This is a genomic window from Vibrio sp. 378, from assembly GCF_033339435.1.
The window spans coordinates 104,267-121,356 of record NZ_JAWOUO010000010.1 but is presented as its reverse complement, the minus strand read 5'-3'; the positions used below and the strand labels follow the sequence as shown (position 1 = coordinate 121,356).

Below are 17,090 nucleotides of genomic sequence, written 5' to 3'. Positions count from 1 at the left end.
ATTAACGGAGAAGCGTAAAGTTAGCATATAGAAACTTGGCATAATTGCTTTGATGGATAGCATCCTACAATCGCGATTATGGGGTTTAGCCGTGCCTAGCTATAGTAACTCCACACAACGAAACGGACTTCATTTTGACCCAATTAACTTCAAACTGAGTCTCTGGTCATACGCCAGAGAACATTAAATGAGACTGATTATGAATCGTTTAATTTCCTCTGGTGTGACGGTTGCACTTTCGCTGCTGATAGTAGCTTGTAGTTCACCTCATACGCTGGATGTTCGTGTTTCTCAAAGCAACTATAAAGATGTCGAGATCGCGAGTTCGACACCAAATGAGCCACTTCGAATGTGGGCCAATGAAGCGCCGGATTTTCTCTACTCAGCGCACAATCAAACCACACCGATCAAAGTAGAGGGTGAACAGCTCAATATTTTGGCCTTATCGGGTGGTGGCGTAAACGGCGCATACGGTGCCGGCGTTTTGATGGGGCTGCAGGAAAAGGGGGAGCTAAAAGATTATGCCATCATTACTGGAGTCAGTGCGGGTGCCCTAATCGCTCCTTTTGTTTTCATTGGCGGTGATGCGATGCCAAAGATGAAAGAAGTCATGCTCAACATCAATGATAAGAATATTTTGGGTAAGAAGAACTTCTTAAATACCCTGTTTAAGGACGCGTTTACCGATGGTGAGAATCTCTATGATTTCATCGCAGACGCTTACCCTGAGCCCATGATCGAGGCGATGGCGCAGCAACACCGCAATGGTAAACGCCTCTTTATTGGCAGTACCCATTTTGATTCAGGCGAACTGGTGATTTGGAATATTGGTGCGATTGCGAACAGTGATTTAGCGGACAAATCTGAACTGATTTACAAGGTGCTTGCTGCGAGCGCATCGATCCCTGGTGTTTTCCCTCCACAATTTATCGATGTTGAACATGATGGAGAAACTCTTGAGGAGTTACACGTAGATGGTGGTCTCGCAGCGCAGGTGTTCTTTAATCCGTCTAACTTCAACTATCAACAAATCTCAGATGCTTTGGGGTTAGAAAAAGCGCCTCAGTTGGATGTGATTCGCAATGGTGCGTTAAAAGCGCCGTATCGTCCACTAAAAGACAAAGGTTTGGACTTGGTATCGAAAAGTGTCTCAAGCCTTACGCTAGCGCAAACTCGAGGTGATCTCTATCGAATGAAATACATCAGTGAAATCAACGATATCGAGATGCAGTTTACCTACATTGATCAAGATTTCAGATACGCCAAAGTAACGAAAGATATGTTCGATCACCGCTACTTGCTGACGATTTACGAATATGGATTCAAAAAAGCCACCCAAGGGCAACTTTGGGTAACTGAACTCCCTTAATACAGGAAAACGATACAATGAAAAAAGCCGTTCTTACACTCATGATACTTACCGCTTCCGCGACTGCATTCGCCCAAAGTGGAGCCCATCTTGACCAGCAAAAAGTGGATAGTGATATGCAGCAACTGTCTGCAATCAAAGAAGAAGGTGCAGCCTTTATCATGATTGACGAGAACTCGAGTTACGTGGCGGTCGAGTTCGTGGGAAAGTGGGAAGAGATCAATAACTATGTGTCACACAAAGAAGCGAAAAAACGTAAATTGGAAAAAGTGAACAAGCAGTTCGTGTACTCTCAGGTCGGTGAAACGTTGGAGTCACTTGAGCAAAAAGTCGTTGACCACATTTACGCTGATCAACCTAAATATTTCAGTGTCGATGTCTACCGCGATTACCATGGTGACTCAGGAGAATTCAACTATTTAGCTCGTGTCGTTGAGTACAACTAAGTTAGAGAAAACCTACTGAAGCTAGTAGGTTTTTTTGTGTCGTCGAGAAGGAATTCAAACGCAGATTGTTTCCGTTACCAAGTAGCAATTCTACGATCTTGTGGTAATTTAATTAGATAACTCTAAAAAGTAAGCACAACCTATGAATTTTAGTTTTGAACAACTTCTCGCGTTCGTAACCGTTTATGAACAGCTTTCGTTTAGTAAGGCGGCGGTCAAACTCAATAAGCACCGAACCACAATAGGGCAGGTGATTACCAATCTTGAAGACCAACTGGCGGTCAACCTGTTTGAGCGAGTGGGGCGCTCGGTAGAACCGACAGAAGATGGTCATCTTCTTTACCACTATGCTAAGCAAACCATCGAACAAGCACGTACTTTCGATAAAGTCGCATTAAGTCTGGCTTACGGTGGGTTAGAGAATGTTAGTATCGCCTATTCAAGCGCTATACCACACCGTTTTCTTGTATTGCTTCGTATTCAATTAGCAGCAGATTTTCCGATGATGCGAGTTAACTTTCTTGTTCGTAATCGCAACGAAATTAAAGAGGGTTTACAGAATGGGGATTATCAATTCGGTATTGTCAATGTGCATGATAGTCGAGCAATACATAGTCTGGATGCGACGTTTTTAGGTCATTTTGAATTTGTTCCTTTCGTCCAGAAAGGTGGTGAACTCGCTTCTATGGCACCAGATCGAGTATTGACAGCCTTGAGGAATAGTAAACAATTTGTACTGCGGTCTCTTATTGAAGAGGGAATGGGCGAAAAAGTCATCGTAAGTTCGAACCATGAAGAGGTCGACCAATTGGCCCTTGTAGTGAAAATGGTTGAAGCAGGTTTAGGATGGGCGATTCTCCCCAGAACGTTTGCCCATTCGGAGTTTTCTAATAATCATATAGAGCCAGTGGAAGCTTCTGAATTATTGGAAGGTTTTAAGTTTGGTTTTGGCCTATGGTGCCAACCCTCTAAGCAAGTTGGTGATGTAAAAAATTCAATCATGAAGGTCGTTACAGAATACCGAGAGAAAATAATCCGTGATATGACTTAGCGGCGACATGTATCCTGCTCATCCCTATCAACAACAAGACTCAATGTGAGTCTTGTTTTTTTGTGTCTGAAAAACGTTATCGTTCTAGCGAAGAGCTAATGTCTATTGGAAGGATATAACCCTCTATATGAGAGTATGGAGTCCATAGTTTTTGGCTTAATCTAACCTCGCTCAATGGGTAAGCCCAGAGCAAAAAGTGTTTTTACCATATGTCCGCTGCAAGGACGCAGATTTTCAGCCGGGTTTAGTTACCCGGCTTTTTTTATAGTAATAAAAAATGTCAGCTGTCACCCCAAGCTCTCTGTTACAACTGGCTTGTTACTTCGCTTAGCAATCCAGTACGCAACGCTACCCCAAAGCACGGTGAGTGCCCAAAGCGCCGTCCAATGTGGAGCGACTTGTTGCCAGGTTGCCCCCATTTGGTTTAGCGCTAAGAAAGCTTTTATCGCCCAAGTGCTTGGGCTTAAATCAGCAATCCATAATAAGGGAGTAGGTATGGCTTCAATTGGCCAAATAAAACCAGCCAAGAAAATGAGCGGCATAGAGCTCACTAAGACGACTAAGGTGACAAGTTCACGCCGAGGTAATAAGTAACCTAGCCAGAAGCCTAGTCCGCAACAACCTAAAAGGAACGGGAACAACATAGCCAGCAATTCGCCCGCATTGGCGATATGGTTTACGTTTAAGCGTTCGAAGCTAAAACCAAAATAATAGGCGCCGAGTAAATAATAAATTGCCACAAATACTAACGTTCTCACAAGCAGCAGCGATCCCGTGGATACTTGTGACCAATAGCCACGACCATGACGCTGTGTTCCCGTTTGTAATCCAACCGCCATGATCAACGTTTGTTGTAAAATCAGAACAAATACTGCCGGCACTACGTATTCGATGTAACCCATGGTTGGGTTGAACGTCGGCTTCATATTAAGCTTGATAGCAGAGTAATTATGGCTAGCCATACTCATGGGCACACCATCTATCACCATTTTACTGACTTTCACTTGGGCCCCTAATGTGCCTCCAGCTTGGGCCAATCCTTCTACCACGGTTCCGTACACGAGAAAATACGAGGCGTCCGCAGCGTAGGCTAGAGTCGGGCTTTTACCTAGCATTAGGTCTTTGTAAAAGTGTTCTGGTATGACTAAAAAACCGGTGATCTCTCGTTGTAAAAATGCTTGCTTTGCATCGGCAATCGTATGAAGTCGAGTGACTACGTTGACTTGTGGGGTGGCATCAACCATACGTTCCAGCTTTAAACTCGTCTGACTACCATCTAGATTAACAATCGCGATTGGTTGTTCACGAGGCGTTTGTTGTGCATAAGGCAAAGGGTATAAAAACGAGTAAAATACGACACCACCAAACACGGTCAACGTAACGACTGGATTGGTTAGAACGGCCTTAAGTTCCGCTTTAATCAGTTGCCACAATGTCATACCGCCTCCTTCGCTTGGCGTGTTGATGAAGCTGTTCGATGTTTACCCATCAAGGCTGCGGTAATGAGCAGGGGCACAACGTAACCAATCATAGGCCATAGCGAGCTTAAAGATTGTGCGGCCGATGCTCCATAGCTTGCTTGACTCACTTGTACTTCAATGTAATGGGTAATCGGCAATAATGAACGCCATGCATAAGCGAGCGTGTTCATGTCAGAAACTGGGAATGTAATTCCCATGAACGCGAAGCTTGGAGCCGTAAATGCGCCAGCAAAACTCATCGCACGTGCAGGATCCATCGACAAGAAGAAGAACAACGCTCCCATAATGATACAGGCGATAACCGTCGCCAATTGTGCTAATAGCATAACCACAAAACTGCCTTCCATTGGCCAATCAAGCACGGAATAAAACCAGTACAAGAACAACGCACCTTGCGCCATAAAGACCGGAATGTACTGACTTAATAGGGTAGTGAGCCTGGCGTATGGCTTTTCGCCCAAAAATGCAAAGCTATTCTTTCCACCATAAATGCGAAAGTGCGCGGCAAGAATCAAAATAGTGCTTACTACAATACATATTTGCCAAATGGCTGGCACGATAGCCGTTACCAAAAATTGTGCGTAGTTATTGTTACGGTTAAATAATGCGGTTATTTGTGTCGACACGGGTACAGCCTGTCCAGCCGCTGCTAACGTTGTGGTGTTACCCTTAGCCAAGTTGCCCATTACTTCAACCTGAGCGTCGAAATAGCCTTGTGCTTGCGCAATGGCAGAGTTGATCAGTTTCGCTACCAAAATGTACTGACTGTTGTAAAAGACAGAAAGTTGAGGTTGGCGGTGCTGGAGAATATCTTGGTCGAACTTAGATGGGATGACCGCGTAAGCGTAGATATCGCCTTCAATCATCGCATTTTTTGCTTCGCTTGCACTGGTGTAGTGATAGTTAACAGCCAGACTCGACGACGCATCCAAAGATTGAATGAGCTTTCGAGAAAGTTGGGAATGTTGTAGATCAACCACACCGATTGGCAGATTCCGGGCAATGCCCGCAGAGAACACTCCCCAAATCATCATCGCGAGCAAAATCGGTATCCAAGTAAGGCACGAAAGCAACCACTTGTCTCGTCGTAAGATATGCCGCTGTGAAATCTTAATCGTCATAGCATTAACCTAGTGGTTGTGATTAAAGTTCAACGACAACACTCATTCCCATACGCAGTTCAGGTTCGGGTTGAGCTGGACGAGCTTCTACTTCAAAGGTACGAAGATCAAAACCTTGAGAAGCATCGGTTGCTCTCCACGTTGCAAAGTCACCCATAACGGCAACATGCGTTACTTTGAACTCAACATTTTTGTTTAAGGCAGGCAAATAGGCATCAAAGGTTGCTCCTTTTCTAAAGTGTTGAAGGTAATCTTCACGCACATTAAGTGTCGCCCAGGCATCTTCTGTATCTATCACAGTAACTACTGGGAAGCCCTGAGGTGCTAATTCACCACTTTGAAGTAGAACTTGAGAGACTTCGCCGTCGAACCAGCTGTAGATCTGAGTATCTTTCGCGTACGCTTCTACTTCGGCTACGGCACCTGATGCCATGCGCGCTTTTTCCGCCGCAGCCACTTTGGTTTCACTTCTAGCGCCTTCTTTTGCCATTTCATACATTTGAAACGCAGCACTTTCTGTGTATTTCGCTGCTTGCCATTGAGTTAAAGCTTCATCGCGTTTTTGTTCTGCAACCACGCCATCGTTATAAAGGTTATTCACACGATTGTAGGTTTTTTCCATTAAATTCGCAGCGGCTTTGGCTTTCATCCACTGATCTTTTGCTGCTTGGATTTGTTGCTCACGTGCGCCTTTCTCAGCTTCTTGAGCTAAGGCGTCCGCCGCTTTTTCACCTGCTTTTGCTTGTTCTAACTTCGCTTCAATTTCAGGACTATGAAGGGTAAAAATAAGCTGACCTTTCTCTACATCGTCGCCTTTACGTACCATGACCTCATCAATACGCCCTGGAACTTTTGAGGAAATACTGTATTGCTGGGCTTCAATTAATCCCTGTAAGCGGATCGGTTCCGGTTGATAGGCTTGGTAAAATTGATACCCAACCCAAGAGGCAACACCCAAAGCACAAAGTGAGAGTAAAACGGGTTTTAGTGATTTAGCTGCCATGATTTATTTCACCTCTTTGGATGTTGAAGCAGGGATATAAGCGGTATTTTGATATTGTTCGAAGCTGTTCATTTCACTGCTCAATGCGAGTAGCTTGGTTAAAGATATTAAATAGCGGAAACGCGCCACTGAACGTTGTGTTTCTATACTCGCGACATAAAGTTGTGCATCCACAACATCCAGAGAAGACGACAGACCCTGAGTAAATGCTTTTTCACGCAAGCGCAGGTTTTCGTTAGCGAGTTCAATGCTAGATGCGAGCCCTTGTACTTCATCAATGGCTTGCTGAGCCTCCAAGTATGTCTTTTGGACTAACAGCGATAAGTCTTGTTTGGCTTGGGACTTTAATGAGTCGACCTGCGAGACGACGCTTTGAGCGGCTTTGACTTTTTCGCTTCGCCCTGATGATTCAATCAGTGGAATGCTGACACCAACACCAACTAACCAGTCAGGCTTCATTTGGCTTGCGAGAGAATCGTCTTCATACAAGCTGTAGTCGCCGTAAAGATAAACTTCAGGGTAGTATTTCCCTTTTTCTGCTTTGATTAAGCTAGAGGCTTGTTTGTGTTTAGCGCTCAGAAGCTCCAACCCCGGATAGGTAAGCAACGTTTGATCGACAAAAGCAGTAAGAGGGGGAAGACTGTCGTTGATAAACAAAGATTCAGCGGGCTCTACGGCATCATCTTGCGCGAGTAATTTACCTAATGCAGCCTGAGCGATACTCAAATCACTGGCTGCTTTACGTGTTTCTACGGATGCTTTATCTAAAGAAGCCTCGGCTTGCAGGCGCTCAACGTGCGCGATTTGTCCTTGCTCTTCAAGCTTAATGGCAAAATCTCGATGCTTTTTTAGCCCTGCTTCAACCGCTTGCCGCGTTGCGAGTACTTCCTTTGCCAGTACGACAGAAAAGTAGTACTTCGATAAATCTTCAAAACGCGCTTGTTGTTCCATTAGAAGCTGGCTTTTCGCCTCATCCGTTTTGCCTTCTGCAGCTGATTGAGCCGCAGAAATTCGACCACCAGTAAAAATCGGCCAAATCGCACGAATAGACGAAGAGAAAATATCGCGCTCGGTTATGGTCGAAGTGGTATTAGCTAAGGCACCAAAAATAGGCTGAAAAGCAGGAGGTACGTTAATGTGTGCTCCTGTGCTGTCTAGGATCTGTTTTCCCGACAGCGTGATATCGGTATCTAAACGCGTGTAATTCGCGCCAATAGTAACCTGAGGTAAGTTGAGATTGCTGGTGGCACTCTCTTGGTATTGGTAGTTCTCGACGTTTGAGCGTTGAGCTTTGAGAGAATAGTTGTTTTCTAGCAATAGCTGCCATGCGGTATCAAAAGTGATCGGTGCCGCATGACAGGCAAGGGAAATCGAGCTGCTAAGTAAGCCCAGTATCCAAAACTTTCCTGTTTTTTTCATAATGGCTGCTTTGTCGTAGAGTATTAGCTCTAATATAAAGGATTCGTAACTGCGTGTTAAGTAGGAGGGAAAATTGGGCAGTAGTATGCGCCCAGTTATATTTGTGCTGGGCGCGGGAGATGTTACAAATTTATTTCGTATATGGACAGTGAAACTCCGCTCTCCACTCGAGCTGACGAGAACCTCGCATCGTATTCAATAGATCTTTTCCACTCATTTGAGGGAACGATAACAGGACTTTGAGATCAGAAGTACCGCCTCCGTTTTTTTCATAAGCCCTGACGTGTGTAAATGTTGAATACATATTCTCTGACAGCATCGCCTTATTCAGGCATATTCCAAAGGTATCGCGTTCCATGTTTGGTGTTCCTTCTAACTATAAATGCACCTCTGTTTATAGTTTTCCAGTTTTCAGATGGTGTCTAAGTGTTTGTCATATAGTCAGTATTTGTGTTTTGTTTTATTTGTGTCCAAATCACTGACATCAATGTTGAGCTTTTAATAGACTTCCAGCTTCACTGCTTTCAAACCGAAACTCTCATTGGTTTCGTTGATTAAAAATTATACGTTGTAAAGTCTAAAAACGCCTCAAAAACCGCTAAAATCGATGTGATCGCGATCATGATTTTAAGGGCAATTTATGTATGGAATTGAGTATCAGAGAGGAATGCTAAATTTGGTGAATGGTTGTAATTTTATGTTTCAGCTCGTCGATTAATTAACCGTAAACTCTGCGGTTTGCTTGCCTTCCTCACAGATTTATCACCGCGACAACGTCATGCTGTTAACTGAGTGTTAACGTTACGCTCAAGAGTGAATCACAAGGATGTATCAATGAGTTGGAAAACCATCAGCTTTCGTAAGCGGATGCTCATTATCATGACGCTATCGGGGTTGATAGAGCTGTTATTGCTCGTCGCCGCGGGTTTCACTTATCTCAAAATCAATCAAGAGCAAGAAATGGGAGAAAAAGCACTGGGTGTTGCCCGTTTTTTAGCGGACTCAGCGGTTGTTCGTGAAATGATCGAAACCCAAAACCCCCAGCCATACCAACTTCGCTTTAGAGAATTAACCGAAGCCATAGGTGCTGCATTCATCGTTATTGGCGACCATAAGGGAGTACGCTTAATCCACCCTGTTGATGAGCGGTTGGGCAAGCCAATGAGAGGTGGCGACAATCGTCGAGCGCTAGAACAGGGGTTGTCTTATGTTTCGACGGCACAGGGCTCGTTAGGTTATTCAGTTCGTGGTAAAGCTGCGATTTTTGACGAGCAAGGGAACATCATTGGTGTGGTTTCGGTTGGCTATTTGCTCGACCGACTGCAAGACCGCATCGAACCATTTTTGGCCTTTTTGATTTTAATGGTCATCGTAGTTGTCGTCGCTAATGCCATTGTATCCAATTATGCGTCGAGAAAGTTTCAGCGCGCCATTTTAGGCTTTGAGCCTGAAGAGATAGGGCGGTTGTACGGCGAATTAGAAGTGACGATGAGCACCATCAAAGAGGGCGTGTTAAGCATTGATGCCCAAGGGATACTTCGCTCGATAAATCGTAGTGCCTGCCAGATTCTCGGTATTGATAGAGAATCAGCGCTCAATAAACCTTTGACTGACACGCTGCGTGATAGCGATCTATATACAGTGTTAGAAAGCGGGCAGGAAGATCATGATATTGAGATATTCCTTAATCATAAGCGCCTGATTGCAAATCGCTCTCCAATTTATGTTGATGGAAAAATCGTGGGGGCGGTATCGAGTTTCCGTTTAAGGGATGAAATCAATGATCTAACCGAGCAGCTATCACAAACCAAGGAATATGCAGATTTGTTACGTTCGCAGACCCATGAGCATCGCAATAAGCTCAACACCATTAGTGGGCTAGTACAAATGGGTGAACTTGATGCGGTGCAAAAGTTAATTGGACAAGAAACCGCACACTATCAGGCAATGATTGAGTTTTTAAGAGATACCGTTAAAGACCCGCTAATTGCAGGTATGTTGCTTGGAAAAACTGAACGTGCTCGCGAGTTAGGCTTACAACTGGTGGTTGAGGAAGGCAGTCGTCTGGAGCCCCTGCCTGAGTGGCTAAATTCGGAAGACCTAGTCACAATTTTGGGTAATTTGATTGATAACGCTTTCGATGCCACGTTAACTTCAATTCGCGATGAATCAAATGTTGCGTCAGAACGCAGAAACATTGATGTGTCCGTTAGCGATTACGGAAATGAAGTGATACTTGAGGTGATAGATCATGGCTGTGGCCTCCCAAAAACAATGGATCCACAAACATTATTTACAAAAGGCGTTTCGACGAAATCTCGCCAAAATCGAGGTGTTGGGTTACACCTTGTCAATCAGCTTGCTACTCGATATCACGGCCATGTTGAGATGATACCCAATACAAATTATGGGACAAGAATAACGGTGTACTTACCCAAGGAAGAACAATTATGAGTATGGCGACTCGCGTAATGATCATTGAAGATGATCTGGCTATTGCTGAGCTGCACCACAAATACTTAAGCCAACTGACAGGTTTGGAAGTGGTTGGAATTGCGACCACGAGAATGGAAGCAGAAATGCAACTCGACATTCTTAAGCCAGATTTACTATTGATGGATGTCTATCTTCCCGATGGCACAGGGCTTGAGATACTAAATACACTGCGTGCAAGTAACCAAACGTGTGATGTCATTTTGATTACAGCCGCAAGGGATGTCGATACATTACAACAGGCGATGAGGGGTGGCGTTGTCGATTACCTGTTAAAACCAGTGATGTTTCCACGCTTAGATGCCGCACTGAAAAAGTATGTGTCCCAACGCCAACAACTAGACATCGTAGAGAGTTTGGATCAGAACCTCGTTGATAAAATGCTGCAGTCTCACGCCAATCAAGACAACTTGCCGAACCGATTACCAAAAGGGATTGATGGTGTAACCCTAGACAAGATCAGAGAGTTGTTCCCAAATGGCAGTGTGCTGACCGCTGATGAGGCAGGCGAAAAGATCGGCGCGAGCCGAACAACGGCGAGGCGCTATTTGGAGTATCTTATCAGCACTGGTGAACTAGAGGCTGATTTAAACTATGGCTCTGTTGGTAGGCCAGAAAGGTGCTATAAAAAAGTGACACGGTAGCGTTTATATTGATGCTCTATGCAAAATAAAAAGCGATGGCTTGTTGTAGAAACCATCGCTTTACAAATTACTGCTGTTCCGTTCTAAGAGGTTAGAAGTTGTATTCTAACTTCGCTTCGATAGAGCGCTCAGCGCCAAACCAACAGTTATTTTTGTCGTAACAAGAATAGTATTCTTTATCGAATAGATTGCTTGCAGAAAGCGTGACGCTAGCCCCTTTCATTGATTCAGATACCGTTGAGAAATCGTAACTTGCTGCTAAATCAAACAAGGTGTAGTCCGGTACTTTTTGACTATTCTGTGCATCAATTTGTGCTTCTCCGACATAGCGAACGCCAGCACTGGTACGAAGGCCTGAAAGATTTCCTTCAAAGAAGTAATTGGCCCATAGAGAGGCCGTTTGCTCAGGTACCCAAACCGGCGTTTTACCTTCTTGGTTGTAATAACTGTCCTCGGTAATCTCCATATCGGTATATGTATAGCCTAGAGTGAAATCAGCTTGTGCTGTGGCTTGCCATTTTGCCTCAAGTTCAATACCTTGTGATACCACTTCGCCCGCTTGATAGTTCGGTGCATATGGATTATTCGGATCGGTCAAGATCGCGTTTTTCTTCGTAATATGGAAGAGTGCTAAGTTACCTGAGATATCACCAGATAATGGGGCGTATTTAAAGCCTAACTCCCATTGATGACCGGTTGATGGCTCAAATGCTTTACCAGAAGAGTCGGCACCCGCAATTGGCTCAAAACTTTCCGAGTAAGTAAGATATGGCGAGAGACCAAAGTCTAGCTCATACAAACCACCGACTCGGAAAGATACGTTGGTATCGTCTAACTCTTCCTTGCTGTTGGATACTGCTCCTAGATAATCGCTAACGGCGTCTGTATTTGAATCGTATTTATCCCAACGAAGACCTGCAATCATTACAAGTTGGTCGCAACGAACTTGATCTTGGAAATAAACGCCAATCTGCTTCGTTTTGATATCTAAGTTTTGTTTGTATTGGAAATTCAGTGCATTACGATCAATGCTGTTGTGGTCAGGATTAAAAATGTCCTGAGTTAGCGAATACCCAAGCGTGTCTTTGTATTTTACATCTGAATCTAGATACTGATAATCAAGCCCGAACAATAAGTTATGTTCAAAATTTCCTGTTTTAACGTAGCCAGATAGTTGGTTGTCAATCACAAAGGATTTGGACTTTTCATCGGTTAAATAGGCATTTCGACCAACGGTACGGTTATCCGCTTCAAGTGCACCGTTATATGTGTTTTCCTGATAGGCATCGGCGGTCATGTAGCGGGCATTCTGTAGAAATTGCCAATTGTTGTTAAAGTCGTGTTGGACTTTGTAACCCATCATCAGAACTTCGCGTTCGTAAGTGTTCCAGTCCTCATCCCCCAAATAGGTGCTTGGTGACATCGAGCCAAGTGGGTTTTTAATCACTGAGCCAGATGCAGGCACAGTCGTGTAGATACCTGCTGATGGATCATTTTGATAGTAAACATTCACGTTCACTAATGTGCTTTCTGTCGCTTGCCAATTGAAAGATGGGGCGAGTACATAACGTTCGTCTTCAGACGTATCGGCTTGACCATCTCGCTGTTTTGCCAGGCCGACGATACGGTAATCAACATTAGAATCACCAATTTGTCCTGTGGTGTCGAACGTCAGTTCTTTTAGGTTGTTAGTCCCAGTACTAATCGAGACAGAGTGTGAGGGTGTTGACTGAGGCGCCTTGGCGATAATGTTGACCATACCTCCTGGTGGAATATTGCCGTAAAGAACAGACGTTGGCCCTTTAAAAACCTCGATTTGCTCAAGAGCAACGGAATCGACCTGCGGTTGAAGGTTCCAACCGTTGTACAGCAAAGGAAGACCATCATAAAAGTTGGTGTAGTTAATAAAACCACGAATATTGAATAGGTCAAGTCGGGAAACGGCACCGCCACGCAATTCTGTATTTACGCCAGGCGCGTAACGCAATGCTTCGCTCACCGAGTTTACGCCGCGCAGGTCCATGTCATCTTTAGTGATTACCGTGATCGCTTGCGGTGTTTCCTCCGGTTCTAAAACGGTTTTAGTTGCGGTGTTTCGGTATGTTTCTCCTAGCACCGTAATCGTTTCGTGTTGGGATACGCTCTCAGTCGCATTGGCGTGGCCAGCGAGCAATGCGGATACGACGATAGCAACCGCTGAACGATGAAATCGAATCGGACTTTCCATATTTATAAATTCCACTACTTTTTCTATTTATTGATAATGATTGTTATTTGTATTCTATATTCAAAGAAATAGGAAAAGTTAACAATTTGGTGCAAAACACTAATCTTTGGAACTTATTCTTCTGTTCTTAGGTTTTAAAGATAGCGCGTCGTTTGGCTCGACAGGAATCCAATACTGCATTTGTGCTTGTTCGCTATCAACATCATAACCTTCTGGATAAAGCTCTAACTCATAACCATCGATAGCATGATAATTAGAGTAGGGTAGCCAATGTAAAATAAACCATTCCAGCGTTGAGGCGAGCTCTGATGCTTTGCCTATGTGTGTAATGACGGCGTAGGTTTGCTCAGGAACAGCCAAGAGGTCTAACCCCGAGTTGGAAGAGTTCGTTGATCTTGATGCACCTGCTGTTGGACCGCACTCATAACCTGCCCAGTACTCAAGTTGTTGGTTGTTTGAATACGCTTGAGTCACATCAATCACGCCAAAGTAAGTACTTTCCGAATTGTTAAGGTTTTCAGATGAATAAAGACGTGACCAAAGTGACGGAACTTTGTATTGGAAATCGGGCGTAGCGGAAAACAATCCGTGAATAGGTTCATGATAACCAGCAAGTTCAAAAGCTGGTTTTGTTTCTATTCGAACTTCAATAAAGCGCTGATGTTTTTTCTCTTCCTCTGGTGTCTTACGCAGCGTTAAAGGTTGTCTCAACCCGGAGAGTTGTTGCGTTTTGCGATATTCGCGTGGGCTTTTTGAAAACATATTCCTGAACGCTCGGCTAAATGCGTGTTCAGATGTAAATCCCATTTCTATCGCTATATCTAACGAGCGGTCAGAAGTATGGATTAAGCGCTCAGCCGCAAGGCTAAGTTTAAGCTCTCTGATGTAGTGAGCGACGGATACGCCAGTGTGTTGTTGAAATACGCGTTGCAGTTGCCAGCGCGACCAACAACTTGCTTTCGATATTTCATCTACGCTCAGAGTGCTGTCTAAGTTGGTGTGAATGTAGTCAAGCACCGATTGTATTCGGTTTATGGGGTGTGGGTTAATGGCGCTTGATTTCATGGCGTTCTACTTTCACATTAATAGTGATTTCATTATCTTTAATTGAGTATCATTATCAATAGGGTGATGAAATAAAAAGTAAGTAACACAGATCACGATAAAACTGTAATGGATTGCAAGTATGAGTAATTATTGCCCATATTAGAGTCTTTGCTTAAATTCTGGAGCGTTCAGATGAAACTTTTTTTATCAATAAAATACAATCGCTTATGACGTTTTGTGCAACTTATTTAAACGTTTGCACTGGCAAGTGTTGATGTAAATCAAATAGTCGTAGACAATATTGCCCCGTGTCGGACTCTCCTCCAGCGAGTACAGTGTGTACTTTTGAGACATAAGTGACTTAAATGACCTCAATACGTCGTGTTTCCAAGAATCGGAAATGCAACTTCTTGAGGTTCTTTGGGCCCATAGACTTTACCTATCAACGTAATAGGTAAGACCAATTTTCTATTTTGAGGTGCCATTGATAGGGTTGGCTCATTCTCTAGCCGTATCCGGGCACACAATAAGTACCTCGTTTTTAAGGGAAAGATGATGGTAATACCAGAAAACAGCAGCATCGTTATTTTTGGTGCTTCAGGTGACCTTACGTACCGTAAGCTCATTCCTGCTTTATACCACCTCTACGCGAACAAGCAGCTTCCAGAGAATTTTGCCATTCTGGGTGTAAGTCGCACTGAATACAGTGATGAGTCTTACCGCGCGAAGCTGAAAAAATCGCTTCAGGAAATGGAAAAGACTGAGCCAGAAACGCTTGATGCATTTATTAACCATCTGCACTACCAAGCAATTAATACTTCTGACACACAAGATTACGGTAAGCTATCTTCTCGCTTAGACCAACTTGCGGACGAATATCAATTCGAGCAACGCAATACGCTTTTTTACTTAGCAACCCCACCAAGTTTATACAGTGTGATCCCTGCAAGTCTTGCAGCACATGGTCTTAACAGTGAAGAAGATGGCTGGAAACGCCTGATCATTGAGAAACCATTCGGTTATGACCTTGAATCGGCGCGTATTCTGGACAAAGAAATTCACGAGCACTTCCAAGAGCATCAAATCTACCGAATTGACCATTACTTAGGTAAAGAAACGGTACAAAACCTACTTGTGCTTCGTTTCTCTAATGCGATGTTTGAGCCGCTTTGGAACCGTAACTTCATTGATTACGTTGAAATCACAGGCGCAGAATTCCTTGGCGTAGAGGAGCGTGGTGGTTACTACGACAACTCTGGCGCTGTGCGCGACATGTTCCAAAACCACTTGCTACAAGTATTAGCAATGGTAGGTATGGAACCACCAGCGCAAATCAATGCAGACTCGATGCGTGATGAAGTGGTAAAAGTGCTTCAATGCTTAAAGCCATTAGACGAAAACGCTCTGCGCAATGACCTAGTATTAGGCCAATACACGGCGTCTGAAGTTCGTGGGCAAAGCCTACGCGGCTACCGTGAAGAGCCGGGAGTTGCAGACGATTCTCGTACAGAGACTTACATCGGTTTGAAAGCGTACATCAACAACTGGCGTTGGAATGGCGTGCCATTTTACGTGCGTACTGGTAAGCGTCTTCCAACACGCGTTACTGAGGTGGTTATCCACTTTAAACAAACACCGCATCCTGTGTTTGGTCAAAACGCACCAGAAAACAAGCTGATCATTCGTATTCAACCAGACGAAGGCATTCAAATGAGCTTTGGCTTGAAAGAGCCAGGCGCAGGCTTTGAAGCGAAGGAAGTGAAAATGAACTTCCATTACGCTGACCTGCAAGAAACGCAAATGCTAACGGCATACGAGCGTCTTCTACTTGATGCTTTGAATGGTGATGCTACGCTATTTGCACGTAGTGATGCGGTGGAAGCGTGCTGGCAATACGTACAGCCAATCTTAGATTTTAAGCAAGATCCACAATCCCTCTTCGGGTACGCATGCGGCACTTGGGGACCTAAAGAGTCAGATGACTTGTTACAGCGTGATGGCCGCGCTTGGCGTTTCCCATGTAAAAACTTAACAGATACGGATTACTGTGAACTATGATCAACCATAAGATCTACCAAACAGCAGAACAGGTAGTTGAAAGCCTAGCTAACGATATGAAAGCGTTTAGCGAAATGGGCAGACCTGTTCACATCTCTCTTTCTGGCGGCAGCACTCCTAAAATGCTGTTTAAACTACTGGCTTCAGAGGCTTACGCAACCTCCATTCAATGGGAAAACCTCCACTTTTGGTGGGGTGACGAACGTTGTGTTGCCCCTGACGATGCAGAAAGCAACTACGGTGAAGCGAACACGTTGTTGTTTAGCCAAGTAAATATTCCTGCGGAAAACATTCACCGCATCCGTGGCGAAGATGAGCCTAAAGCAGAAGCCGAGCGCTTTGCAAAAGAGATGGCAGAGGTGATCCCGAGTGAAAACGGCACACCTGTGTTTGACTGGATCTTATTAGGCGTTGGTGCAGATGGTCATACAGCTTCTCTGTTCCCTGGCCAAACGAATTATGATGATGCGAACCTATCTCTTGTGGCGTCGCATCCTGAATCGGGCCAACTTCGTGTGTCGAAAACCGCACGCGTATTAGAAGCAGCGAAACGCATTAGTTACTTAGTGCTTGGTGCAGGAAAAGCGGACATTGTTGAAGAAATTAACAGTTCACCAGCACACGCACTGCCATACCCAGCGGCTAAGATTCAAGCGAAATCGGGCCTAACGGAATGGTATTTAGATTTAGACGCGGCAGCAAAAATTGCTTAAGACGCTGCTCGTCGATGA

14 protein-coding genes are annotated in these 17,090 nt (G+C 44.3%); 7 read left to right on the top strand and 7 right to left on the bottom strand.

The window, feature by feature from the left end:
* Nucleotides 1–199 precede the first annotated feature (199 nt).
* From R7Q48_RS18085 to R7Q48_RS18075, 3 genes are all read left to right on the top strand, one after another.
* Nucleotides 200–1,369, top strand: a complete 1,170-nt coding sequence (locus tag R7Q48_RS18085; protein WP_017634571.1) for a patatin-like phospholipase family protein — start codon at nucleotides 200–202, stop codon at nucleotides 1,367–1,369.
* Nucleotides 1,370–1,386: 17 nt separating this feature from the next.
* Nucleotides 1,387–1,815 carry a hypothetical protein gene (locus tag R7Q48_RS18080; RefSeq protein WP_025768103.1) on the top strand — a complete coding sequence of 143 codons (429 nt, stop codon included), beginning with the start codon at nucleotides 1,387–1,389 and terminating at the stop codon, nucleotides 1,813–1,815.
* Nucleotides 1,816–1,957: 142 nt separating this feature from the next.
* Nucleotides 1,958–2,866, top strand: coding sequence for a LysR family transcriptional regulator (locus tag R7Q48_RS18075; RefSeq protein WP_017634569.1), 909 nt, complete (start codon nucleotides 1,958–1,960; stop codon nucleotides 2,864–2,866).
* A 287-nt stretch (nucleotides 2,867–3,153) separates the two neighbouring features.
* On the opposite strand, the gene R7Q48_RS18070 is transcribed toward R7Q48_RS18075, so the two are convergent.
* From R7Q48_RS18070 to R7Q48_RS18050, 5 genes are all read right to left on the bottom strand, one after another.
* Nucleotides 3,154–4,305: an ABC transporter permease gene (locus tag R7Q48_RS18070; protein WP_104975370.1), complete on the bottom strand. Its 1,152-nt coding sequence runs from the start codon at nucleotides 4,303–4,305 to the stop codon at nucleotides 3,154–3,156.
* Entirely contained in the window at nucleotides 4,302–5,468 is a 1,167-nt protein-coding gene (locus R7Q48_RS18065) for an ABC transporter permease (protein ID WP_256903281.1), read from the bottom strand. Before R7Q48_RS18065 ends, R7Q48_RS18070 begins: the two co-directional genes overlap by 4 nt.
* A gap of 22 nt (nucleotides 5,469–5,490) precedes the next feature.
* A complete protein-coding gene (locus R7Q48_RS18060) occupies nucleotides 5,491–6,471 on the bottom strand; it encodes an HlyD family secretion protein (RefSeq protein WP_033906180.1) in 981 nt (326 codons plus the stop codon).
* A 3-nt stretch (nucleotides 6,472–6,474) separates the two neighbouring features.
* Entirely contained in the window at nucleotides 6,475–7,890 is a 1,416-nt protein-coding gene (locus tag R7Q48_RS18055; RefSeq protein WP_047102713.1) for a TolC family protein, read from the bottom strand.
* A gap of 130 nt (nucleotides 7,891–8,020) precedes the next feature.
* A complete protein-coding gene (locus tag R7Q48_RS18050) occupies nucleotides 8,021–8,248 on the bottom strand; it encodes a hypothetical protein (RefSeq protein ID WP_005377125.1) in 228 nt (75 codons plus the stop codon).
* A 476-nt stretch (nucleotides 8,249–8,724) separates the two neighbouring features.
* Here R7Q48_RS18050 and R7Q48_RS18045 point away from each other — a divergent pair, with 476 nt between their 5' ends.
* Together R7Q48_RS18045 and R7Q48_RS18040 are read left to right on the top strand one after the other, a co-directional pair.
* A complete protein-coding gene (locus tag R7Q48_RS18045) occupies nucleotides 8,725–10,344 on the top strand; it encodes a sensor histidine kinase (protein WP_053306993.1) in 1,620 nt (539 codons plus the stop codon).
* A complete protein-coding gene (locus R7Q48_RS18040; protein ID WP_017634565.1) occupies nucleotides 10,341–11,027 on the top strand; it encodes a response regulator in 687 nt (228 codons plus the stop codon). Before R7Q48_RS18045 ends, R7Q48_RS18040 begins: the two co-directional genes overlap by 4 nt.
* A gap of 91 nt (nucleotides 11,028–11,118) precedes the next feature.
* Here the strand turns inward: R7Q48_RS18040 and R7Q48_RS18035 are convergent, their stop codons facing one another.
* Nucleotides 11,119–13,254 (bottom strand): TonB-dependent siderophore receptor, encoded by a 2,136-nt coding sequence (locus R7Q48_RS18035; protein ID WP_256903283.1) that lies wholly within the window; start codon nucleotides 13,252–13,254, stop codon nucleotides 11,119–11,121.
* A 99-nt stretch (nucleotides 13,255–13,353) separates the two neighbouring features.
* Nucleotides 13,354–14,319: a helix-turn-helix domain-containing protein gene (locus R7Q48_RS18030; protein WP_182039233.1), complete on the bottom strand. Its 966-nt coding sequence runs from the start codon at nucleotides 14,317–14,319 to the stop codon at nucleotides 13,354–13,356.
* Nucleotides 14,320–14,856: 537 nt separating this feature from the next.
* Here R7Q48_RS18030 and zwf point away from each other — a divergent pair.
* Together zwf and pgl are read left to right on the top strand one after the other, a co-directional pair.
* Nucleotides 14,857–16,359 carry a glucose-6-phosphate dehydrogenase gene (zwf, locus tag R7Q48_RS18025; protein WP_017634563.1) on the top strand — a complete coding sequence of 501 codons (1,503 nt, stop codon included), beginning with the start codon at nucleotides 14,857–14,859 and terminating at the stop codon, nucleotides 16,357–16,359.
* On the top strand, nucleotides 16,356–17,072 hold the full coding sequence (gene pgl, locus R7Q48_RS18020; protein WP_017634562.1) for a 6-phosphogluconolactonase: 717 nt from the start codon (nucleotides 16,356–16,358) through the stop codon (nucleotides 17,070–17,072). Before zwf ends, pgl begins: the two co-directional genes overlap by 4 nt.
* Nucleotides 17,073–17,090 lie beyond the last annotated feature (18 nt).

What these genes read in the sequence shown, in the direction of transcription:
- R7Q48_RS18055 (WP_047102713.1), bottom strand. Translation starts at nt 7,890, where the DNA reads ATGAAAAAAACAGGAAAGTTTTGGATACTGGGCTTACTTAGCAGCTCG.
- pgl (WP_017634562.1), top strand. Translation starts at nt 16,356, where the DNA reads ATGATCAACCATAAGATCTACCAAACAGCAGAACAGGTAGTTGAAAGC.
- R7Q48_RS18045 (WP_053306993.1), top strand. Translation starts at nt 8,725, where the DNA reads ATGAGTTGGAAAACCATCAGCTTTCGTAAGCGGATGCTCATTATCATG.
- zwf (WP_017634563.1), top strand. Translation starts at nt 14,857, where the DNA reads ATGGTAATACCAGAAAACAGCAGCATCGTTATTTTTGGTGCTTCAGGT.
- R7Q48_RS18065 (WP_256903281.1), bottom strand. Translation starts at nt 5,468, where the DNA reads ATGACGATTAAGATTTCACAGCGGCATATCTTACGACGAGACAAGTGG.
- R7Q48_RS18030 (WP_182039233.1), bottom strand. Translation starts at nt 14,319, where the DNA reads ATGAAATCAAGCGCCATTAACCCACACCCCATAAACCGAATACAATCG.
- R7Q48_RS18085 (WP_017634571.1), top strand. Translation starts at nt 200, where the DNA reads ATGAATCGTTTAATTTCCTCTGGTGTGACGGTTGCACTTTCGCTGCTG.
- R7Q48_RS18040 (WP_017634565.1), top strand. Translation starts at nt 10,341, where the DNA reads ATGAGTATGGCGACTCGCGTAATGATCATTGAAGATGATCTGGCTATT.
- R7Q48_RS18050 (WP_005377125.1), bottom strand. Translation starts at nt 8,248, where the DNA reads ATGGAACGCGATACCTTTGGAATATGCCTGAATAAGGCGATGCTGTCA.
- R7Q48_RS18070 (WP_104975370.1), bottom strand. Translation starts at nt 4,305, where the DNA reads ATGACATTGTGGCAACTGATTAAAGCGGAACTTAAGGCCGTTCTAACC.
- R7Q48_RS18060 (WP_033906180.1), bottom strand. Translation starts at nt 6,471, where the DNA reads ATGGCAGCTAAATCACTAAAACCCGTTTTACTCTCACTTTGTGCTTTG.
- R7Q48_RS18080 (WP_025768103.1), top strand. Translation starts at nt 1,387, where the DNA reads ATGAAAAAAGCCGTTCTTACACTCATGATACTTACCGCTTCCGCGACT.
- R7Q48_RS18075 (WP_017634569.1), top strand. Translation starts at nt 1,958, where the DNA reads ATGAATTTTAGTTTTGAACAACTTCTCGCGTTCGTAACCGTTTATGAA.
- R7Q48_RS18035 (WP_256903283.1), bottom strand. Translation starts at nt 13,254, where the DNA reads ATGGAAAGTCCGATTCGATTTCATCGTTCAGCGGTTGCTATCGTCGTA.